This is a genomic window from Legionella sp. W10-070, from assembly GCF_900640175.1.
In the GTDB taxonomy this organism is placed as follows: Bacteria; Pseudomonadota; Gammaproteobacteria; order Legionellales; family Legionellaceae; genus Tatlockia.
On sequence record NZ_CAAAJC010000010.1, the window covers coordinates 26526 to 48949 of the forward strand.

Genomic DNA, 22424 nt, shown 5'->3' on the forward strand with positions numbered 1-22424 from the left:
CTTAAGGAGATAGACAGGATGAACAAGCAGACCTCTTATTTGCCGGAAGGCTATTCCACCATTATACCCTACCTGATTGTCAGCAATGGCACCAAGGCAATTGAATTTTATAAAGAAGTATTTAATGCCAAGGAAGTTCTGCTTATGGAAGGTCCAGACAAAAAAATAGGGCATGCAGAGCTTACCATTGGCGAATCAAAATTTATGCTTGCTGATGAGTGCCCTGATATGGAAGCAAAAGCACCAGAATCTTATGGCGGTTCGCCAGTAGGCATACATTTGTATGTAGAAGATGTTAATGCTGTAGCGGAGAAAGCTGTTAAACACGGCGCTAAATTACTCAGAAAAGTAGAAGATCAGTTTTATGGCGATCGCAGTGGTACTCTGGAAGATCCTTTTGGCCATAAATGGTATATTTCCACACATATTGAAGATGTCTCTGAGGAAGAAACCACCAGACGTATGAAGGAAATGTATAAATAAATATGGAATAAACACCAGAGTCTGAAGAAAGGTGTTTATAGTTTCTTATGGGCAGGCTGTACAACCCAGCCTGCGTTAAGGGAATCCATTGACCGGATTCTCTTAACGAGCATGGATAAATTAAATTGAGGGTGTTACCGCAATAAAGAAAAAGCACCCTGAATACCGTTAGCAGCCAGTTTATTTTTTAAATAATCACTCATTTGCTTATCCGCAAACGGCCCTACCCTTACTACATATTGTTGATTATATTGTTCAACAATTACAGGAGAAGGTGTTAATTTTTCAAGCCTGCCTTGTAAGGCATTCGCCAATTCTTGTGAAGCAAATGCACCAGCCTGTACATAGTAGTGCGCAGTGTGCTTGCCTGTATCAAGTGCTTCTATTTCAACTGGAGCAGTTCCTTGAGGTAGCAAACCTAATTTGACTGCCGCTGCATAAGATAAATCAATTACCCTATCGTTACGAAAAGGCCCCCGATCATTCACTTTAACAATGGCAACTCGTCCATTACCCAAATTTCTTACTTTCACATAAGTAGGTAAAGGCAACGTTTTATGGGCTGCTGTCATTGCGTACATATCATAGTTATCCCCACTGGACGTTCTTTGCTTATGAAATTTGGTACCATACCATGAAGCTATACCGCGAGTTTTATATCCACTTGAGCTTTTCATCACCTCATAAACTCGCCCTTCTACGACATAGGAATCCGGATTACCATAGCGGCTAAGTGGCTCATGTTTAGGACTTACCTCCTTAAAGGAGACAGGGAGCGGACCTGCTGGCGCTCCATCTTGCTCCATAGTGTACCGAGAGTTGCCCTTCTTGTTTGATGATGAATAAGTAGATTGAGCAGCTTTAGACTCCAATGCATCGGGAATAGAGTCCGATACGCAGCCTGTCAGAAAACATAAGGCAAATAAATAAAAAAATCGCATTACTTCACTCAAATTATTTATTATCAAACAGTCATTACATCAAATACTAAATCTCTTCTCAAGAGAATGTTGATAAGCATCGATACAATGGATGCGATTAGAACTGCGGTTAGTAACTAATGATAGTAATGACCCGGATGGAGCGCTAGCGGAATGGGATCGGATCTTAATAATAAATACATGCTCCCGAATTTCGCTAGCGCTCCATCCAGCTACAACTTTTAAGGAAAAGCCACAGCTTTATCGCATCCCGATACAATAATCTGATTGGTTGCAGGATTGAGGCTGTGGTAAGATTATTAATTTTGTAACTACGAGTATAGAAAACATGAAGTCCCTGTTCTCATCATCCTGTGGAGTATCATTGGCGGTAGCCTTGTTAATCAAGACTACTACGTTTTATGCAGCAACAGACACCCTGCCCAAAACCAACTTACCTGCGACAAACTCTGCTACTGCAATGAGTAACAAGCCACTTATTACCCCATCTCCACCTACCCTTAATGCCAAAGCTTACATCCTTATTGATGTTAACAGTAGAAAAATTATTGCTGAAAAAAACAGTGAAGAGAAATTACCCCCTGCAAGTCTGACTAAAATGATGACCTTATATGTCATCTCTAATGCTCTCAATAATGGGCAAATTCATCTTAATGACAACGTTCGGATTAGTCGTGATGCCTGGAAAACAGGCGGTTCACGGATGTTTGTTAAGGAGGGGCAGTCAGTATCGATAGAAGATTTACTTAAAGGTATTATTGTTGACTCAGGGAATGATGCCTGTGTGGCAATGGCTGAACATCTGGGAGGTAGCGAAGCGGGATTTGCCGACATTATGAATCAACAAGCGCAAACCCTTGGAATGAAGGACAGTCATTTTACCGATAGCACAGGACTGCCTCATGCAGATTTGTATACTACTGCCAAAGATCTGGCCATACTTGGCAGCTCATTAGTTAATAATTTCCCTCAGTATTATCATTGGTATAAACAAAAATGGTTTACTTACAACGGCATACGCCAACCTAATCGCAACCGCTTATTATGGCGGGACAGCCAGGTTGATGGGATAAAAACCGGGCATACTACTGAGGCTGGCTATTGTCTGGTTTCATCCGCCAAACGGCAAAGCATGCGCTTATTAGCAGTAGTCCTCGGTTCGCCAAGCGAAGCGGCGCGAGCGGACGACAGTGAACGCTTGCTTAATTATGGTTTTCGTTTTTTTGAAACCCATGAACTTTACAAACAAGGCCAGCCAATGACAGAAGTGCCTCTCTATAAAGGCGTTAAAAATACATTGGCAGTAGGTTTAAATGAAGCTCAATTCGCTACCATACCCAATGGTCAGTATCAACGATTAAGCGTTAATACTAAAATTAACCAAAATCTGCAGGCCCCTATTGAGAAAGGCGAACAAGTGGGCGAATTAATCGTGCAATTTGATAATACCATTATCAGTACTCAACCGCTTTATGCTTTGGAGACTGTATCGAGAGGTGGTATTTTTACGCGCATGAAAGATTCTATTCGATTAATATTCCATCGCTGGTTTGGCTAAGAGACAGCATCATGTCAGGTATTGCTTATATTAACGGTACGTATTGCAAGGCAGATGAAGCGAAAATCTCCATTTACGATCGCGGATTTCTATTTGCTGATGCTGTTTATGAAGTTATTCCGGTTTATAAAGGACGTCCTTTTTTTGTCGATGAACATCTCCAACGGCTGGAAAAAAACCTGACAGAAACAAAGATAACCAAACCCGATTTAGACTGGCCTGCCATTTTCAAAGAACTAATTAAACAAAATGGTGGAGGAGATTTACAACTATACCTGCAAATCACTCGAGGCAATCAGGGCGTTCGTAAACATGATATTCCTGATAATATACAACCTACTGTTATTGCCTACACCCTTCATATGCCTTACCCTACATTTACAGCTAAAAAGCAAGGGTTGAAAGCAAAAGTTATTGAGGATGTTCGTTGGCTGCGTTGTGATATAAAGACCACATCGTTAATGGCAAATATTCTACTTAATAATGATGCTGTGTCAAAAGGCGCCAATACTGCTATTCTATCTCGTAATGGCTTTTTGACCGAAGGCAGTGCAAATAATGTGTTTTTAGTGGATAAAAATGACATTATCTGGACCCCTCCTTTAGATAATTTTTGCCTTCCCGGTATCACACGCCAAATTGCTATTGAGCTAATACGTTCATTAGGGTGGTCATTGAGAGAAGAAAAAATTCCTGCTGAAATGCTTTTTAAAGCACAGGAAGTATGGATAACCAGTACAACTAAAGAGATTTATCCAGTCACTTGTATTAATGATACAATGATAGGTGAAGGGTATGGAGGAACCTTCTGGAGTCGAATTAATGAAAAGTATCAACAATTAATTGATGGACAATGATGACTGATAAACATTCAATTATAGAATTTCCCTGTGATTTCCCTCTAAAAGTTATCGGCAAGCACACCGTTGATTTCTTTAAGGAAATTTCCGATATTACACGCAAGCACTTCCCGCCAACACTTGATGAAGCCATTCGCTATCAAGAAAGTCAGCAAGGCAATTATATTTCCATTACTATTACTGTCTATGTGGAAGATCAAATGACGCTGGACGCTTTTTATCTTGAGTTAACGAAACATCCCGATGTTAAAATGGTGCTATAATGCTTCATGTTCGCGATTTAGGCATGCAACCTTACTTAACTACCTGGAATGAAATGAAGGAATTTACTTCCTTAAGAACCAGTAACACTATGGACGAATTATGGTTGCTTGAGCACCCGGCTGTTTACACTCAGGGACAGGCTGGTAAAGCCGAACATATCCTAAACCCCAATTCTATCCCGGTAATACAGACTGATCGAGGTGGACAAGTAACCTATCATGGGCCAGGCCAACTTGTAGGCTATGTACTCACAGACATCCGCAGGCGGAACATTGGGATCCGGACCTTAGTATGCAAACTGGAGCAAATTTTAATTACCCTCCTTGCAAATTATGATATTGCAGCCTCTATACGAACTGGTGCTCCAGGCGTTTATGTGAATGAACAAAAAATTGCCTCAATAGGCTTACGAGTCAAAAATGGCTGTACTTACCACGGCATTGCTCTTAATGTAGCAATGGATTTAACACCTTTTGAAGGGATAAATCCCTGTGGTTTTGCAAGACTTAAAATGACTCAAATGACTAATTATGTTCCTCATTTAGAGATTGCTGATGTCAGCAAGCAACTCGCAGAGGTATTTTTAACCCAGTTTGAGAAATAATTATGCATTATTTTTCTGACTATATTCAACCATTAACCAGCTGGCTTCATGCTCATCCTCATTGGGCGCTGTTAATAACTTTTCTTATCTCTTTCTCAGAGTCACTGGCTATTATTGGCAGCATTATTCCAGGCTCTGTCACCATGACTGCAATCGGTATTCTTGCAGGCTCAGGTGTAATGCGTATCGATTTGACGTTATTAGCAGCTACTCTTGGCGCGATAGCAGGGGATAGTGCGAGTTATATGCTTGGGTACATTTTTCGTGATCGACTGGTTAATATCTGGCCATTTAGCCGTTACCCTAACTGGTTATTATACGGAAAAGACTATTTTTCCCGTCACGGAGGAAAAAGTGTTCTTGTAGGGCGCTTTATTGGCCCTTTACGCTCCATCATCCCGGTTATAGCCGGTATGATGGGTATGAGTCAATGGCGTTTTCTTATTGCAAATGTCATCTCTGCAATTGGATGGGCGATTCTTTACGTTTTCCCTGGAGTACTCATCGGTGCGGCAAGCAGTGAGTTATCACCAGAAAGCGCCACTCGCCTTTTTCTATTGATATTAGTGTTACTTGCAGCCGTCTGGTTGTTTAGTGTAATTTTAAAATGGTTGTTTATTCGTCTTAATCAATTATTACGGCTAGGTTTACATAATTTTTGGCATTGGTCCGCTAATCATCCTTTTTTAGCGAGGGCTTTTAAGTTACTCACGCCCGCTACAGAACTTAATTATTACCCCACAGCAGGATTGGTAATTTTATTTTGCTTAAATACCCTGCTATTTTTCTTACTGACGGGTTTGGTTATCTGTAAACTTTGGATTCATGGGATTAATTATCCTGTTTTTTTATTTTTACAGAGCTTACGTACCCAGCCTTTTGACGGTTTTTTTATTATTGTCGATCAGATTACCAGTCCATCAGTTATACTCTCCCTGTTCTTTGCGGTGGTTTTCATAGTCATTTATTATCGTGACTGGCGCTCATTAGCTTATTGGTTAGGACTGGGCTTATCCTGTACGCTCCTCCTGACTTTATCACACTGGCTTATAGACAGTCCTAGGCCCTCCGGGCTTTCCGAAGTTAAAACAGCTAATTCTTTTCCTGTTATGGGGCTTACTTACATTACTGCCTTATTTACTGCTTTCTTACTTTTCATTAACTCCTGCTGTAATTCTTTTTGGAAGCGTCTCGTAAAAATTATCATGACCACCTGGCTTCTATTGGCTGGCCTTGCCCCGCTTTACCTTGGAGACTATTGGCTTAGTGATAGCTTGGGTGCTTATCTGTGTGGCTTTAGTTTATGTTTTATATTTTGGCTTTTTTATCGTCGACACAATCCGAAAGTAGTTTGTTCGCCCTATGGACCACTGTATATATTAGGCTTATTAATTTTATCCAGTGGTATTTCAGGCTTTTTAAATTACCAGCACTCCCTTCGTGCTCATCAACCTTATCTGGCGCAATATGTTTTGACGGATGAAGTATGGTGGAATCAAAGTGAACCTCTTTTACCGGTCTACCGCACGAATCGAATTGGTCATCCTGCCAGCATATTTAATATTCAATATGTTGGATCACTTGCCGGAATAGAACAACATTTAATTGATTATGGCTGGAAGAAACTAAATGATTCTTTTTTTAACTCACTCTTAACACGGATCAGTGGACAAACATCTGCCAGTGATCTGCCTTTAATGGCACAACTTTATTTAAATCGTAAACCGATGCTCGTCATGACCTATCAACCACCTGACGGCAACCCGGTACAAATTTTAAGGATCTGGCGTTCTAACTATCACCTTAAACATTTCCGCCAACCAATATGGCTTGGAAGCGTTCATCCTCATAGGGTGTTAAAACCCCATGATTCAAAAAAGACCATCCAGAACATTCCAAGCCATCCTATTTCGATTTTTTATGTAAGTGATGCGTTGCCCAAATTCATGCAAAACCGTATTTTCTTACCATCGAAGCCAAAACTACCAATAAAGGTAGAATCCGTTGTACTGTTAATCAGGGAGTCATCCAATGGGCCTGAGCAGTAAATTCCACTAAAAAGCTGCGAGACATCTTGTCTACTCTGCGTTAAACTAGGGTCTGCTGCCAATTGGAACCAGAGCCTAGGTTCCGCACTTTATGCGCGGAATCTATTCTCAAACCTTATCAAGAGGATGGTTAGTTCCGTGTGGTTTGCGTGGATCCCACGCATAAAGAGCGGGAAGTGAGCAGCTTAAGTTGAAAGGACAACAGACTCCCAATGCCAAAATGATATTAAATAATGAGCTAAGGATTATTCAATGATTACCATAATGGATCTCATTCATATTTTACTACCCTTTGTTAGCCTCATTGTTTTAGTTTTCGGTGTATATTTAAAGCAGAAAAATTATATCCAGGTAGCTTTTTGGGTCAGTTTATTTGCATTATTTTTGCATTATCGTATCGCAGGGGGAGAAATACTTGGCAGTTATTTTGACTATTTACACGCAGCAATCTATTCTCTTAACCTGATAGTGCTTGTAATTGCTCTTCTTGTTTTATTATTTGTTCCTCTTTATGGAATGGAAAACAGGCTGGTACGTTATATAGGAAGCTTTTTATCTGCAATTTTAGTGACGGGAACAATTCTTTTATTAATCAATTTATGGATTAACGCAAGATTTGTGGAAAACCGCTTACCAGGCACTCCCATTTTACAGGTTGCAAGTTTCAGTAAACAGCCCTACTGTGATTACAAATATATCTTCTATACAATCAACCAGGATAAAAAAGTAGCATTCATGTGCCCAAATCATTACGGCTTGATTCCTTCTGTTGGCGAACTACCATCAGTACCTGATTTTATTACTAAACAATTACCTTCTTTAGAAAAAAAACTTGACCATTCTGATTGATAAAAAGCAACAATTGCCTTCTTTTTACCTGTTATCTTGATAAGGATATCTTAATGTATAGAAATGATTTTCGCTTCACAATTTTAATACAGTCTGGTTCCTGAAGTATAAATGGATGATAAACTTGAATTCCTTTAACATAATATCAAAGGGCTGTAAATAAATTGTCCTATTGTTTAATTTTTGCTAACATACCGGAAATTATTATCTAGATCATGATGATGATGCGCAGTTTACTCTTGCCTGTATTGCTCCTGTTTTTTTCGATGTCATTTAGTATGGCGCCTAAATTAAATTGGGATAAAGCGATAGATAATGCCGTATATAAGTATGGATTGAAAACTGAACCTGAACTCATGCGTTTTTTTGCTCAGGCCAACATAGCTTACCCTCCTACAGAAATAACGCTTCTGGCTTTTAAAAAAGAGAGACGTATTGAATTGTGGGCTAAAAATGAAAATCAATCATGGCGCTATATCCATGCCTATCCATTAACAGCCTCTAGTGGCCGTCTAGGTCCCAAACTCAGAGAAAACGATGGGCAAATTCCAGAAGGTATTTACAGACTGGTTACTTTTAATCCTTTCAGCTCAATGCATTTATCAATGATGGTCGACTATCCTAACTATTTTGATCGATTGCAGGCAATTAAGGATGGGCGCAGAAAACTTGGCAATAATATTTTTATTCATGGCAAATCACTCTCTGTAGGATGTCTGGCTGTTGGTGATAAAGCGATTGATCAGTTGTTTATGCTTGCCCGCCGCATTGGACTGAATCATGTAAAATTAATTATCGCCCCAAATGATTTAAGGATTGGCAAGCCAGCCACATCTAACTTTGCTCAACCACGTTGGCTACCTGAATTATATAAACAAATAGCCACAGCCTTAGCCCAATACCCTGTCAATCATAAGAAAATTGCAATCGCCAGAAAATAACATCCTGCCAGTAAAATATCACCTGGCAGTAACCTCATTATTCATGCTCAGGTGCTACAACAAATATTCCCGGTGCATTGCGCAGGTATTCGTTGTAATCCATACCATAACCAAAAATGTAATGATCATCAACCTGCAGTCCGACAAAATCAGCATTCTTTAAGCCATCCGGAACCCGTTTATGATGTTTATCTACTAAAACTGCACTATAGATTTCACTGGCACCCATCGTTTTAACTTCATTGATAATCGCTGCCAATGTCAAACCACCATCAAGGATATCATCAACAACCAAAACAACCCTATTAGTCAGATCAAGGCTTGGTCTAACCTTCCAGTGCAATTCCCCACCTCTAATATCCCCACGATAGCGAGTCGCATGGACATAATCAACCTCTAGAGGAAAATCAAGCCGAGGTAATAAATTACCCATAGGTACCAAGCCACCTATCATGACACACAACAGAACAGGATTTTTATCATGCAACTGCTCATGAATATTGATTGCCATCCGATCTAAAGCCGCTTCTACTTCTTTTGTTGTAAAAAGACAACTTGACTTTTCATATACCTCTTTAATTTTTGTTGGAATAGACATCAGAAATCCTAAGTTAAATAGAAATTAATCTTTACGTTTGCCAGGAATTGGAAACATGCTTACTTTAGCATCATCTCTTGACTTATCGTGAACTTTAGCAACTCCCTGTTTATCCACTTCATCAATGCGAAAAACAGAATGCATCGGAATATAAGTGCGCTTGACACTACTAAACTCTACCTTTAGACGCTCCTCAGAGGGATCTACGACAAGTGAAGTATTTTCGCCAAACACAAACTCCTCTACTTCGAGAAATCCAAATATTTCACTCTCACAAATTTTTCGCGCATAAATCTCGTAAACTGCCTCTTGATTTGCAAAAGTTATCCGATATAGCGATTTTTTTGACATGCAATCAACCTAAAAATAGAACCAGCACTATTATACAAAATCTTGCTGAGCATCTCATTAATTAATAGCAATCATGTCAAATTAACAGGTTTTCCAGGGAGTCTCCTAATAATTATCAAATGTTAAAATTGCCGATACAAGAGTTATATCCAATAAGGGTATAAAAATCGAAATTAAGCAGGTAGTTTAATACTATTTCCACTTTATTTTAGTAATTCAAACTTCTGGAAACTTTGTCCACGCTGGACATACTGGAGCAGTAAGGGGCGGTATTTTATAAAAATACTGACACAGGGTAAGGACTTATTTTTTAATATCAACTGAGTTCCTTAAACGACAAGCGGGTAATGACACTCTTTGAGCATCCAATAACTCTTCTTCCACTTTCTCAGACAGTAAATTCGGTTGGGTTTCTTCGTATTTTTGTACGATTAGACAATAAAACCCGGCAGGACAAGGCCGGATCATTTTGCCTAGCTCATTTAGAATTTCTAACTTATGAATCCAAGATTTTTTATGGACAGGAGGAATAAAATAAAAGTTGGATAAGCCACATTGAATATAGCCTCGATGAAGCATTGTACGTTTGATATGAAAAACTGAGCTAGCATTTACAGGAAATTTCCCATAGAAAGAATTATGGCCAAAACGCGTAAAAAGCCCCCAAAGGCTCATGGGATTAATGCCCCAGAAAACAACATAACCCATTGGTTTTAAAATCCTGTCAATCTCATCAATCGGCGTGTTATTTCGGCTAAAAGCCTCCATAACAAGAGGCATAATTACGCAATCCACACTGTTTCTGTCAATAGGAATTTTGTTAAATGAGGTGATCAGTGCACTGGAATGGTTATAGTAAGGGGTTGCCAGCCACTTATGAGTATAATGCAGAGGTTGAAGCCAGAAATTATCGCCGCAATCTCCAAGTTGCAATAAGGTATGTCCATACAAGCATTCACCGACAGAAGCTAGCTCGGTAGCAAAAGCATGTCCTACATGCTTGCCTTGGGTAGAACAAAACCAATCGCGGAGAGCCTTAAACCTACTTTCCTCATCTTCTAAAGACAAAGTCATGCCTCATGATTTAAAAGCACAGTTATTACTTTTACCATAGAGGTATACTCCGCAGCAACTATATTAAAATCCACTGTATTTTTTATGAACTGATCTGGCTGAAGTAATTGAATATTCATTCTTTCTCTAAGGAATATAATAACTCATTAATTTCGGCAATGGGCGATGCGTCATCAGTTCCTCTGCACATATTTTCAGCAGTCGCAGTCAATTTCAAGTTAATATCATCTCGCCAGTTTTTTAATGCAATAATCTGTTCTTCTTTGGTCAGCTCCTGATCTGTCAGTATGGAGTAAGGATGACTATAATAGCGAGGTGGATCAGCTATTCGCTCACCAATTTCCATTCTATTTCCCCTCATTGATTTCAAGTTTTATTCTTTAATTTTAGCACATGACTTTTTTAGTCTGTCTTTTTTGTCTATTATAGTGCTGGATGAACAAGCAAGTCTCCTATGGAAAAAATAAGACAACAACAATTACAAGTCATTGCCCAGTTATTGGTACATAACAACCTTGTGAAAAAAGCGGAGATACTTGAATATCAAGAAAAAGCGGAGTTAACCAACCAAACACTGCTCGAATACCTCGTTACGATCCATCAGTTTCCCCCTGGAATTCTCGCCACACTGATATCGCAACATTTTGGCATTCCTTTCCTTGATTTAGAGTGCATTAATTTTAACCTGGCCCCAAAGCTAATAAATGAAAATTTAATACGTCGCTATCACTTAGCGCCTCTTTTCATTCGAGGAGGCCAATTATATGTTGCTATGGATGATCCTGGGTGCACAACTGCCTTGAAAGAAATTCAATTTCATACTGGCTTGCACACCACCGCTATAGTAGTGGAGACTCATAAGCTACGTTGTTTTATTGAGCAGATTATTAACCAACGAGTCGCTCAACGAGTAACTAATTATACTGAAAAGAAAGAAAATCCAGTTATCAATAAAACAGTACCTGCTTATCTGTCTAATGAAGATGCTTCCATTGTAAAATTGGTTAATGAAATCCTTTTTGATGCGATTAAAAGGAAAGTATCTGATATTCACTTTGAACCTTATGAAAAAAGCTATCGAATCCGTTATCGGCAAGATGGGATATTATTGGAAGCAGCAGCACCTGCTCTTGATTTAGCCAGCAGAATCACCGCTCGCATTAAGATAATGTCTAATCTGGATATTTCTGAACGGCGTTTGCCACAAGATGGACGATTCCAGTTAAAATTATCCGACAAAGATTCCATTGATTGCAGAGTAAATAGCTGCCCTACTATTTCCGGCGAAAAAATTGTTATTCGCCTTCTTAACTCAGATTCACCGAACCTGGGAATTGAAGAACTTGGTTTTAACAGCCAACAAGAAAAACTTTTTCTGACGGCGTTGGAAAAACCCCAGGGAATGATCCTGATTACAGGACCAACAGGCAGCGGAAAAACAATCTCTCTTTATGCTGCTCTCAGCAAATTAAATACTCAGGAAAGGAATATTTCATCAGTTGAAGACCCTGTTGAAATAAAAATGCCAGGTATCAACCAGGTGAATATTAACCCCAAGACAGGGCTGACATTTGCTAAAACCCTTCGTTCATTTTTAAGGCAAGATCCTGATGTACTTATGATAGGAGAAATTCGTGATCTTGAGACAGCTGAAATAGCCATCAAGGCGGCTCAGACAGGTCATCTGGTACTTTCCACGTTGCATACCAATAGTGCGACAGAAACCCTGACCCGCTTAATGAATATGGGTATCGCCCCTTACAATATTGCCAGTTCAATAAGCTTACTCATATCTCAACGATTAGTAAGACGACTGTGTGATCATTGCAAGCGATTACAAGAAGGTAATTTAAATCATAATCCGGTTGAACCTCAATCGATTAAGTGTTATCAAGCTTGTGGATGTTCTCAATGTACTTATGGATATAACGGACGGATTGGTTTATTTGAAGTAATGCCTATGTCAAAAACAATTGCCAACCTCATTTTATCAGGAGGTAACTCCCTGGATATTTTTAATCAGGCCCAGATTGAAGGAATGCAGACGCTTTATCGTTCCGGCCTGGAAAAAGTTAATCAAGGGATTACTACCCTTGAAGAAATAAACAGAGTAACCATCAATTGATTATGGATAGTAAAAATATCACTTACCAGTGGAAAGGAACCAACATAGAAGGAAAAGAATCCAGAGGCATTATTGATGCCCCCAGCCTTCTGCTTGCAAAAATGGAGCTGAACCGCCAAGGCATTCTTTTGAATAAAATCCGAAGAAAGTTCACTCTTCCAATTAGTAAAAGCACCAGGAAAATTACACAAAATGATATTGTTATTTTCACACGACAAATAGCCGTAATGATTGAAGCAGGAATACCTTTGATCCAAATTTTTACCATCATTAACAAGGGGCAAATAAAATCCCGGATGAAAATTTTGATTGAAACAATCAAAGCTGATGTTGAAACAGGTTTAACATTTACCGAATCACTTCAAAAACACCCTGTTTTTTTTAATAAATTATATTGTAGCCTTGTCGATGCAGGAGAAAAATCGGGTTCTCTTGAGATTATGATGAAACGATTAGCTCACTATAAAGAAAATATTCATTCACTCAAAAGAAAGTTAAAAAAAGCATTGGTTTACCCTGCCTCAGTCTTGATAACCAGTATTGTTGTCACCACTACGCTACTGATTTTTGTGATCCCACAGTTTGCTGCATTATTTCAGTCATTTGGAGCAGAGCTTCCTCTGTTAACCCGGGGAATTATTATGATTTCCAATATTTTTCAGAGCTATTGGTATTGGATGGCAGGCTCAGTGCTTATTAGCGGATACAGTTTCAATTACGCCAGAAAATATTCTCGCCATTTTTCACAATACCTTGATCGAGCAGTACTTAGAATACCCATTTGGGGGCCTATATTCATTAAAACCATTATAGCTCGGTTTTCGCGCACTCTGGCCACAACGTTTGCTTCCGGTTTGCCCTTGGTTGAAGCATTACAATCTGCTGCAGTTATAACCTCCAACAGTGTCTACGAGCAGGCTACTTATAAAATTAGAGACGAAATATCTACAGGCCAACAAATGCAGATTGCAATTGAAAATACAGGGGTGTTTCCTCGTATGATGGTACAATTGATTGCTATTGGAGAAGAATCAGGCAAACTTGAGTTGATGCTTAATAAAGTTGCTGACTACTATGAAGATGAGGTTAATAATGCTGTGGAAACATTAAATCGTTTGTTAGAACCTCTTATTATATCGATCTTGGGAATTTTAATTGGATTCATATTAATGGCCATGTATGTTCCTATTTTTAAACTTGGCACCATCATGTAGGTATTATGTTTAATCAATTTGAGTTAGTTAATTCGCTTTATGCTTACCTTCTCCTGGCGTTATTTGCATTGGCTGTTGGCAGTTTATTGAATGTCATCATTTATCGCTTACCTATCATGTTACGTACTGAATGGGAAAAAGATTGCCGTCATTTATTAAATTTACCTCCAGGTTCTTATGAAAAGTTGAATTTATTTCTTCCACGCTCTTTTTGCCCTTTCTGTAAAACAATGATATCAGCGTGCAATAATATTCCTGTTTTAAGTTATTGCCTGCTGCGAGGCCGCTGTAGACATTGTGGTAAGCGTATCTCATTACGTTATCCTCTTGTAGAGTTACTGAGTTGCCTACTCGCATTATATGCAGCCTGGCATTTTGGTTTTAATTTAACGCTCCTTTTTGCACTCTTGTTCATCTGGTTTCTTACTAGCCTGTTTTTTATCGACTTAAATCATTATTTACTACCGGATAGTCTGACTTTAGGTTTACTTTGGCTTGGCCTGATAGCCAATAGCCAATCTCTATTCACCTCTTTAACAGACGCCGTCTTAACTGCTGCTACCGCTTACCTCGCCCTCTGGTTGCTTATAACCCTTTTTTATTGGGTCACTGGAAAAATAGGTATGGGAAATGGTGATTTCAAGTTATTTGCTGCGTTCGGAGCCTGGTTTGGCTGGACTCAATTACCATTAATTTTATTTCTGGCATCAATCACAGGTGCGATTACAGGGATTGCTTACCTGAAAGTAAACAAAAAAACCAAGGATACACCTATTCCGTTTGGCCCTTTTCTCTGCGTGGCAGGCGTTGTTTCCCTATTTTGGGGAAAATCCATTATTGCCTGGTATCTAGAAATTATCTTTTTTTGAAATCTAACAGGTAATTTGACCTGAGTTAATTTTTCAGACCAATAAAGAGGTTAAGTACGGTTTTTCCTTGAAAGTTGTAACCCGGGATCAGCGCTTGATGTAAACTAATACCTTGGATTTCGCTGGCGCTTCATCCAGGCTACCATTGATTAATACCAAGCGCAGTTTTAATCACACCCAAAACCAACGAGTATTTTTGATTTTTCTCATTGCTTATGACGATGTTTCATAATTGCAGCAAAAAACTCAGGCTTATTTAAACCAATTGATGCGAAGATTTGTGGCACTCTATCCCAGCTATTTTCCTGCTCGATACTTGCAACTACCAACTCAAATCCCTTTTCTTTATCGGACTCCACACCCCAACCATTGATATAACAAAGTCCATGCAAGCGCTTTGCCTGAATATGTCCAAGCTTTTCCGCTGCTTGCAGATAAACCAGTGCCTCCTCATACAACTGCTTCATTTGACGTTCATTACTTGGACTGGCAAAAAGCCCCTCAAGCTGTAATCGTTGTCTGAATTTAGCTTCTTCCAATAGCTTTTTAGCGACTTGATATTGGGCACTTGAATCATCCAGGGTACCAGCCGCCCGCAAGCAAGCGATCATCATCTCTTCAGCAAAAGGATATTTTTTATGGCCTATCAACGTCTCATAAATTGCTGCCAGCTCATGATAATAGCTAATTTCCTTAGCCAATATTTCATCCCGTGGCTGATTATGTATGCGGCTTTGCTGCATCGCCTTTAATTTTTTTGTCAGTCGTCTAATTTTAAAACGCTTAAAGAACATACACACTCCTTTTAGCCTGGTGGGGGAACAGAAAGAAATCGATGAATCAATGTTAATACAACAAATATCAGAATACCTAATATCAGTATTTTTAAGAAAAAAACAAGCGTATCCCGTACATCTTTACTGACTTCTTCTTTTGTTTCCGGCAACTCTTCAGAAACCATATGATAAATACGGTTGTCAATGTAGTTTGAAATTAGATAAGAGAGATAACCAAAGATGAATGCGGGAATGATAAATACACCAAAAATTAACCAGGAGGCACCTGTATGGGTAAAATTATATTCTCTTTTTATCCACTCTTGCCAATTAGAAATAAAATAAGGTACCTCATAAATCCAATTCCACAAAAGGTAAGGTAAGATATAAAAACTAAAAGCAAATAAACTTAAGCTAATCAGTAATGCAATTATCCCAATTATAAAAAGCTTACTATTTTGTTTGAAACGATCATGTTCCATTTTATACACTCTGAATTAGTCATAAACAATGTAAAGTTCATTGCAAAGTTTGGACTATTAAGGCTCTCACATCAACTCGATGTGTCACATAGCCTTTCTGTTCCAAGAAAATTCCTTTCAACTGGAATTGATTTACATTAACAACCGTTTCCATCATACGAGCAGCTAATTTTACTAATTGTTCATTGATTTAATGACCATAACAGAAGAAAAAAAGTTTTCCAAGCAATGCTGGCAGATAAATATCTTATTGATTAAAATATTTTTTACATTGGATGAAAGAGATTAATTATGAGGCGACACGTATTCATGCTTTCAGATGGTACCGGCATTACTGCTGAAAATTTAGGCAATAGTTTGATTACCCAATTTGAAAGTATTCAGTTCGATAAACTCACAATCCCTTATATCGATACCATGGAAAAAGCAGAAGCAACAGTAACACGCATTAATGCCTGCTACGAAGAAACAGGCATCAAACCACTTGTGTTCATTACACTTATTAATCCAGATATTGTAAAAACAATCACTAACTCGAAGGGCTGTATCTTCGATTTATTTAATACTTTTTTAGTTCCCCTTGAAAAAGAACTCAACGCCAAATCATCCTATACTGTAGGGCGTACTCATGGGGTAGCAAACTCACAATCCTATAGGCATCGAATTGAGGCTGTAGATTATGCCCTGGCACATGATGATGGCATAAAAGTACGTGATTATGACAAAGCAGACGTTGTTTTAATCGGTGTCTCCCGTTGTGGTAAAACACCAAGCTGTATCTATATGGCCTTGCATTTTGGTATTCTGGCAGCGAATTATCCTTTTACAGACGATGACTTAACATCGTTTAGATTACCAGAAGCTTTGAAACCTTATAAAAACAAGTTATTTGGATTAACTATTGATCCTGAACGTTTACAGCACATCCGTACAGAGCGCCGCCCTAACAGCAAATATGCTTCCGCTGAACAGTGCCGACTTGAAGTAACAGAGGTCGAAGCCATGTATAAACGTGAGAAAATACCCTACCTTAACTCTACAAGGTATTCTATTGAAGAAATTGCAACTAAAATACTGGCTTCCGCAGGGATTAAACGGAAGTTTTAATTTATGCAAAATTCTGACCTTGCTCCCCCTGAGATAGAACAAGATCAAAAAATTTAAGCCTGTAAGCGTATCAATAAATACTGCTTAAGCATGCCAAAGCGCCATGAAATCCACTACAGGCAATGCAGCCAACGTGTCCGTATCTTCCATCGCAGTTATAATTGCGTCTATCCGATCGGCTGTGTATCGAGTCGCTAAATTTTGCTTGAACTTGGCGAGTAAAACCGGAATACCTTCCTCACGTCGCCTCCTGTGTCCAATAGGATACTCTGCTGTTACCAGTTGTGATTCTGTACCATCTTTAAAAATTAATTTTATGCTATTAGCAATGGAGCGTTTCTCAGGATCCAGATAATCGACAGAAAATTGCTTGTTCTCGCTAACATGCATTTTTTCACGTAACTGATCAATTCGCGGATCTGCTGCTGATATATCTTCATAATGCTCTGCCCTTAAATCACCATGCAACAAACCGATTGCCACCATGTATTGTAAGCAGTGGTCCCTATCAGCAGGATTATACAACGGCCCTTGTTTACTTATAATACGAATTGCTGATTCATGAGTAATCAATTCAATTCGAGCAATATCGTTAAACCGCTCTGTTACTAACGGGTGCAACGACACAGCACACTCAACCGCCGTTTGTGCATGAAACTCCGCTGGATAAGAAAGTTTAAATAAAATATTTTCCATCACGTAACTGCCATAGGGTCGCTGAAATTGGAATGGTTTTCCTCTAAACAATACATCATAAAAGCCCCATGTAGGTGCAGTTAAAGCACTGGGATACCCCATCTCTCCTGCAGCAGCAATAAGCGCAAGACGAACAGCACGTGCTGTAGCATCACCAGCCGCCCAGGATTTACGTGATCCTGCATTAGGGGCATGCCTATAGGTTCTAAGACTCTGTCCATCCACAAATACCTGAGATAACGTGCGAAGCATTCTGTCCCTGTCGGCACCCAGTAGCTGAGCAGCCACTGCAGCACTGGCAATCTTGACTAAAAATACATGGTCAAGTCCTACTCGATTAAAACTATTTTCAAGTGCGAGACAACCTTGAATTTCATGAGCCTTAATCATAGCGGTCAATACTTGATGCATACTGAGCGCCGGCTTTCCTTGCTGCAAATTTTGTCTGCTGACGTAATCGGCAACGGCTAAAATAGCACCTAAATTATCTGATGGATGGCCCCATTCAGCAGCCAGCCAGGTATCATTAAAATCAAGCCATCTAATCATTGTGCCAATATTGAATGCAGCTTGCACAGGATCAAGTTCATAAGAAGTACCAGGCACTCGAGCACCACCCGGCAATAAAGCGCCTGGAACCACAGGGCCTAGCAATTTGGTGCATTCAGGAAAATTAAGTGCCAGCATGCCGCAACCTAAGGTATCCATCAGGCAGAGGCGTGCTGTTTCATAAGCAACAACACTGGAAACAGGACTATTCAAAACATAATCAGCAATGTCTATAATCACTGCATCATAATCAGGTCTTATGTTATCTTCCACAGAAACATGCATACTTAACCTCTCGCATTAATTGCAATGAATTTTTGGGGCTCAGGTCCTATATATTCTGATGTAGGCCGGATTAAACGATTATCAGCTCGCTGTTCAAAAATATGGGCAGACCATCCAGTAGTCCGTGACATAACAAAAATTGGTGTAAATAAAGACGTGGGAATACCACATAAGTGATAAGCGGAGGCACTGTAAAAATCAAGATTGGGAAACAATTTTTTCTCCCGGCGCATCACCGCTTCAATACGCTCTGAAACATGATAAAGGAGCATGTCATTCCGAGCCTCAGCCAATTTACGTGACCAGGACTTAATAATATCTGAACGTGGATCTGACTCAGTATAAACCCGGTGGCCAAATCCCATAATCTTTGCTTTTTGGGATAGCATTTTCATGAGCTGTTCTTCGGCCTCATCTGCACTTTTAAATTGGCGAATTAACTCCATCGCGGCCTCATTTGCCCCACCATGTAAAGGGCCGCGCAAGGTACCTATGGCAGTAGTGATTGCTGAATAAAAGTCAGATAGCGTTGCCGCAGTAACCCGGGCAGCAAAAGTTGAGGCGTTGAATTCATGTTCTGCATAAAGAATCAATGATACATTCATCATACCGCATTCAAGTTTTGTTGGCTTGCGATCATGTAACAAGGCCAGGAAATGCCCTCCGATAGTCTGCTCACCGGTTTCTCCTGAAATTTCTTTTCCCAGAAAATGATAAGCATACCAATAACACATTATCCCTGGGAATAACGCCAGCAGACGATCAGCAATATCATACTGCTGAGAAAAATTTTCCTCTGGCTCAAGTGTTCCAAGCATTGAACAGGCGGTTCTTAATACATCCATAGGATGCGTATTCTTAGGAATTAATTTCAATACCTGCTTTAAGGCGTCAGGCAATTGACGCATGCCAACTAATTTTTTTACATAATTATCAAGTTCTTTTTGGGTAGGCAGTCGATCGTAATGAAGTAAATAGGCAACTTCTTCAAATGTTGCATGCTCCGCCAGATCGTAAATAGAGTAGCCGCGATAATTTAAACCTTTACCGGCTTGACCCACAGTGGCTATGGCTGATTGCCCGGCAACAACGCCTGCCAATCCTGCTCCTGACTTATTAACCATCCTTACCCTCCATCAATTGATCCAGTTTTTTTTCGTAATTGTGATACCCTAATATTTTGTATAAATCATTGCGAGTCTGCATATCCTCAAGCAACTCCCTTTGTGTTCCATTCTCTATTATCGTTTTATAAACCAACAAGGCTGCTTGCGACATGGCTCTAAACGCACTAAGAGGATATAAAATCAGCTGAATACCGACCGCTTTAAGTTCATCGCGGGTAAATAATGGCGTTTTCCCAAATTCAGTGATATTAGCCAGCACAGGTACACTAAAATGCCGACAAAATTCCTTATACTCGGTGAGTGTGGTCATAGCTTCAGGAAAGAGCATATCAGCCCCCAATTCTATGCAAAGCTGTGCTCGCTCAACAGCAGCATTCATCCCCTCAACCGCATAGGCATCGGTGCGAGCCATAATAACAAACTCTTTGTCAGTTCGTGCATCTACAGCCGCTTTTATCCTGTCCCCCATTTCCTGTATTGGAACAATTGCTTTGTTAGGACGATGGCCACAACGCTTGGCAAGAACCTGATCTTCAATATGGATGGCAGCAACCCCACTGCGCTCCATTAGTTTTACCGTTCTACCCATATTAAATGCGTGCCCCCAACCGGTGTCTACATCGACTAGCAACGGGAGAGAACAGGCTTCTGTAATACGTCTGGCATCCTCCAGCACTTCAGGTAGACTGGTCATTCCCAAATCGGGTAAACCATAAGAAGCATTCGCAACGCCTGCACCGGATAAGTAAATTGCCTGACAGCCCGCTTCCTCAGCTAACATTGCCGAATAGGCATTAATAGTTCCTACAATCTGTAGAGGTGAATGAGTTTGAATAAGCGATCGGAAGTGCTTTCCTGGAGAATAGGACATCAAATTTCACTCCTTGATATTATCAATGGCATTTTTACCACGGTCACAAGTTGATAGCAAGGTTATTGAAAGAAATCATTATTTTAAGATCATGTTGTATCAGGTGGCGTCGGTTTTTCCTTGGAAATTATATCCCGGTACTAAGGGACCGGTGCAAAATTAAACCGAATTTATCTCCTGGCATATTCTTATCTGGAATGTCCTTGAGGGCTTCGCTCACAATTTATTGCTTGCCAAATAAATTTCAGCATCTCTGATATTTTCTTTGTGTTCTTCAAAATACTCGCTTTTTTTAGTTTGAAATTTTTTTACATCCGTTTGAATTTTATCCGCTATCTCTGCACAAACCTCATTAAAGCTTTCTATAGCATTGCTTTGAAATACCTCTTGGGTATATCTGCCATAGCTAATTGCATCATAAGCACCATGCCCTAGCGGGTAAAATGAAGAACGATAAGCATCACCAATAAGCAGGAAATAATGGCCATTTACGCAGACAGCACTTTTTTCAGCCGTCTCCAGATGGGTAGGAAAGAATAAAAATTTTACCTTATCCTTGGCAACCCCATGTTTTCTACTGGGTTTAACCGTTAAAAGCTCTAGTTCCACCTCTTTCATACCTGCTTCAACAAGCGCATTTGTTATTTTTTCTTTAATGCTATCCAATATGTTTTCTTTACTGGTAGAAGTTAATCTTTGATCGGAATCAAGTTCAATAAGTCCACCAGGCACTTCACCAACAAAATTCGTTTTAAATGACAAATTATGGGATTTAGCATAAGATGATTTATCAATACCAAAAATATACACCAAATCACCGTCTTTACTTATATAGAACTCTTTTAATGCTTTGATTTCTTCATCACCTGATTGCTCAGAAATTTCTGGTAATTCAAGAGGTAAGCCATCCTTGCGTTTTACTACAATATAAGCACTGACGTTATGCTCATGAAATTCAACCTCATCTTTTTTGTGTGTGATCAAAGGGGGAGAAAATCCTGCATTTACGAGATCCAATGCATGATGCCTGGTTCCATCTGCGCCTACCAGATAAGTAAAGGTAACAATTTTTTCTTGGTCTATCTCCTGAAGCGATGAAACACTTGCCACACCATCAGTTAAGTTAACTGTCTGAAGCTGATGATGTTGAAGACAATCTATATTTGTTTTGTTTTCTTCGGCAGCCTCATCCACCCTTCGTTTAAGGTAACGTTCAATATCCTTTAACGAAACAGCAACATCTTTTTCCAGACTATAGAGCATTTTCAAATCTTGAATATTATCGGCTGTATGGGGTATCTGGGACAGTAATGCTTTTATCGTTACCTCATGACCCTCGGGAATTACTAACGATAGAATTAACTCAGGACGTTCTTCCATCGACTTATTGATAGTAGCAATAATTGATTCCACCGTTTCACGATCATTGATTTGATATAATTCTTTTGCTAATTGTTTTATGGGATTTGTGTCAGAAATCATTTCTTGCAAATAAATTCTGTTATGATCAGCGTATAAATCCACCTCCACTTTAAGCACAGTTCGTTGTGTTCTGACAAAATCATTTGCCCGATTGGTTATGATAAGGATATTTTTTTTGCCAGCACAGACCGCTTCATAAGCACAAACCAACCCGCCGATGCCCATACCTGAAATAACAACATCATAATGAGTACTTTCTACAGATTGCTTATCGGCACTCATAAGATTACCCCCAGCTTTACATTTCTTTTAAGTATAGGAAATCTTATA

The 22424-nt window shown here is 39.4% G+C and carries 23 protein-coding genes; 12 read left to right on the forward strand and 11 right to left on the reverse strand.

All coding sequences use genetic code 11. The features are described from left to right. The first annotated feature begins 18 nt into the window (after positions 1 to 18). Positions 19 to 483, forward strand: coding sequence for a VOC family protein (locus tag E1O65_RS05740; protein ID WP_133132641.1), 465 nt, complete (start codon positions 19 to 21; stop codon positions 481 to 483). Between the two features lie 134 nt (positions 484 to 617). On the opposite strand, the gene E1O65_RS05745 is transcribed toward E1O65_RS05740, so the two are convergent. Beyond that, entirely contained in the window at positions 618 to 1424 is an 807-nt protein-coding gene (locus E1O65_RS05745) for a septal ring lytic transglycosylase RlpA family protein (RefSeq protein WP_133132642.1), read from the reverse strand. Positions 1425 to 1752: 328 nt separating this feature from the next. Between E1O65_RS05745 and E1O65_RS05750 the strand changes: the two genes are divergently transcribed. The 7 genes from E1O65_RS05750 to E1O65_RS05780 all read left to right on the forward strand — a co-directional run bounded on the left by E1O65_RS05750 (position 1753) and on the right by E1O65_RS05780 (position 8548). Next, on the forward strand, positions 1753 to 2982 hold the full coding sequence (locus E1O65_RS05750) for a D-alanyl-D-alanine carboxypeptidase family protein (RefSeq protein ID WP_133132643.1): 1230 nt from the start codon (positions 1753 to 1755) through the stop codon (positions 2980 to 2982). A gap of 11 nt (positions 2983 to 2993) precedes the next feature. Further along, a complete protein-coding gene (locus tag E1O65_RS05755; RefSeq protein ID WP_133132644.1) occupies positions 2994 to 3839 on the forward strand; it encodes a D-amino acid aminotransferase in 846 nt (281 codons plus the stop codon). Next, complete coding sequence (locus tag E1O65_RS05760) at positions 3836 to 4105, forward strand: DUF493 domain-containing protein (RefSeq protein WP_242601541.1); 270 nt, start codon at positions 3836 to 3838, stop codon at positions 4103 to 4105. Before E1O65_RS05755 ends, E1O65_RS05760 begins: the two co-directional genes overlap by 4 nt. Then, positions 4105 to 4710, forward strand: a complete 606-nt coding sequence (gene lipB / locus E1O65_RS05765; RefSeq protein WP_133132645.1) for a lipoyl(octanoyl) transferase LipB — start codon at positions 4105 to 4107, stop codon at positions 4708 to 4710. The genes E1O65_RS05760 and lipB overlap by 1 nt, the downstream gene beginning before the upstream one ends. A 2-nt stretch (positions 4711 to 4712) precedes the next feature. Beyond that, positions 4713 to 6758 carry a VTT domain-containing protein gene (locus tag E1O65_RS05770; protein WP_133132646.1) on the forward strand — a complete coding sequence of 682 codons (2046 nt, stop codon included), beginning with the start codon at positions 4713 to 4715 and terminating at the stop codon, positions 6756 to 6758. Between the two features lie 252 nt (positions 6759 to 7010). Then, the gene (locus E1O65_RS05775) at positions 7011 to 7607 is read left to right on the forward strand and encodes a type I secretion system protein LssZ (protein WP_133132647.1); all 597 of its coding nucleotides are present in this window, start codon (positions 7011 to 7013) and stop codon (positions 7605 to 7607) included. A 278-nt stretch (positions 7608 to 7885) separates the two neighbouring features. Continuing rightward, on the forward strand, positions 7886 to 8548 hold the full coding sequence (locus tag E1O65_RS05780) for a L,D-transpeptidase family protein (RefSeq protein WP_165474912.1): 663 nt from the start codon (positions 7886 to 7888) through the stop codon (positions 8546 to 8548). A gap of 37 nt (positions 8549 to 8585) precedes the next feature. Here E1O65_RS05780 and E1O65_RS05785 read toward each other — a convergent pair whose 3' ends face one another. From E1O65_RS05785 to E1O65_RS05800, 4 genes are all read right to left on the reverse strand, one after another. Then, positions 8586 to 9146 (reverse strand): hypoxanthine-guanine phosphoribosyltransferase, encoded by a 561-nt coding sequence (locus tag E1O65_RS05785; protein WP_133132648.1) that lies wholly within the window; start codon positions 9144 to 9146, stop codon positions 8586 to 8588. Between the two features lie 24 nt (positions 9147 to 9170). Next, positions 9171 to 9497: a DUF1820 family protein gene (locus tag E1O65_RS05790; RefSeq protein ID WP_133132649.1), complete on the reverse strand. Its 327-nt coding sequence runs from the start codon at positions 9495 to 9497 to the stop codon at positions 9171 to 9173. A gap of 303 nt (positions 9498 to 9800) precedes the next feature. Further along, positions 9801 to 10571, reverse strand: a complete 771-nt coding sequence (locus tag E1O65_RS05795) for a methyltransferase domain-containing protein (RefSeq protein ID WP_133132650.1) — start codon at positions 10569 to 10571, stop codon at positions 9801 to 9803. 115 nt (positions 10572 to 10686) lie between these two features. Beyond that, complete coding sequence (locus E1O65_RS05800) at positions 10687 to 10917, reverse strand: hypothetical protein (protein ID WP_133132651.1); 231 nt, start codon at positions 10915 to 10917, stop codon at positions 10687 to 10689. Positions 10918 to 11025: 108 nt separating this feature from the next. On the opposite strand from E1O65_RS05800, the gene pilB reads away from it, so the two are divergent. The 3 genes from pilB to E1O65_RS05815 are packed head-to-tail and all read left to right on the forward strand — an operon-like array spanning position 11026 to position 14779. Continuing rightward, positions 11026 to 12696, forward strand: a complete 1671-nt coding sequence (gene pilB / locus E1O65_RS05805; protein WP_133132652.1) for a type IV-A pilus assembly ATPase PilB — start codon at positions 11026 to 11028, stop codon at positions 12694 to 12696. Between the two features lie 2 nt (positions 12697 to 12698). Next, on the forward strand, positions 12699 to 13910 hold the full coding sequence (locus E1O65_RS05810) for a type II secretion system F family protein (protein WP_133132653.1): 1212 nt from the start codon (positions 12699 to 12701) through the stop codon (positions 13908 to 13910). 5 nt (positions 13911 to 13915) lie between these two features. Next, positions 13916 to 14779, forward strand: a complete 864-nt coding sequence (locus E1O65_RS05815) for an A24 family peptidase (protein WP_133132654.1) — start codon at positions 13916 to 13918, stop codon at positions 14777 to 14779. 206 nt (positions 14780 to 14985) lie between these two features. Here the strand turns inward: E1O65_RS05815 and E1O65_RS05820 are convergent, their stop codons facing one another. Together E1O65_RS05820 and E1O65_RS05825 are read right to left on the reverse strand one after the other, a co-directional pair. After that, complete coding sequence (locus tag E1O65_RS05820; protein WP_133132655.1) at positions 14986 to 15573, reverse strand: sel1 repeat family protein; 588 nt, start codon at positions 15571 to 15573, stop codon at positions 14986 to 14988. A gap of 11 nt (positions 15574 to 15584) precedes the next feature. After that, complete coding sequence (locus E1O65_RS05825; protein WP_133132656.1) at positions 15585 to 16037, reverse strand: hypothetical protein; 453 nt, start codon at positions 16035 to 16037, stop codon at positions 15585 to 15587. Between the two features lie 291 nt (positions 16038 to 16328). Between E1O65_RS05825 and E1O65_RS05830 the strand changes: the two genes are divergently transcribed. Continuing rightward, entirely contained in the window at positions 16329 to 17144 is an 816-nt protein-coding gene (locus E1O65_RS05830; RefSeq protein ID WP_133132657.1) for a pyruvate, water dikinase regulatory protein, read from the forward strand. A gap of 84 nt (positions 17145 to 17228) precedes the next feature. On the opposite strand, the gene E1O65_RS05835 is transcribed toward E1O65_RS05830, so the two are convergent. The 4 genes from E1O65_RS05835 to E1O65_RS05850 form a co-directional block, all read right to left on the reverse strand. Next, a complete protein-coding gene (locus E1O65_RS05835) occupies positions 17229 to 18674 on the reverse strand; it encodes a bifunctional 2-methylcitrate dehydratase/aconitate hydratase (RefSeq protein ID WP_133132658.1) in 1446 nt (481 codons plus the stop codon). A 2-nt stretch (positions 18675 to 18676) separates the two neighbouring features. Next, complete coding sequence (prpC, locus tag E1O65_RS05840) at positions 18677 to 19798, reverse strand: 2-methylcitrate synthase (protein ID WP_133132659.1); 1122 nt, start codon at positions 19796 to 19798, stop codon at positions 18677 to 18679. Further along, positions 19791 to 20672, reverse strand: a complete 882-nt coding sequence (gene prpB, locus E1O65_RS05845; RefSeq protein WP_133132660.1) for a methylisocitrate lyase — start codon at positions 20670 to 20672, stop codon at positions 19791 to 19793. Before prpB ends, prpC begins: the two co-directional genes overlap by 8 nt. Before the next feature lie 216 nt (positions 20673 to 20888). Further along, positions 20889 to 22376, reverse strand: coding sequence for a hypothetical protein (locus E1O65_RS05850; protein WP_133132661.1), 1488 nt, complete (start codon positions 22374 to 22376; stop codon positions 20889 to 20891). Positions 22377 to 22424: the final 48 nt, after the last annotated feature.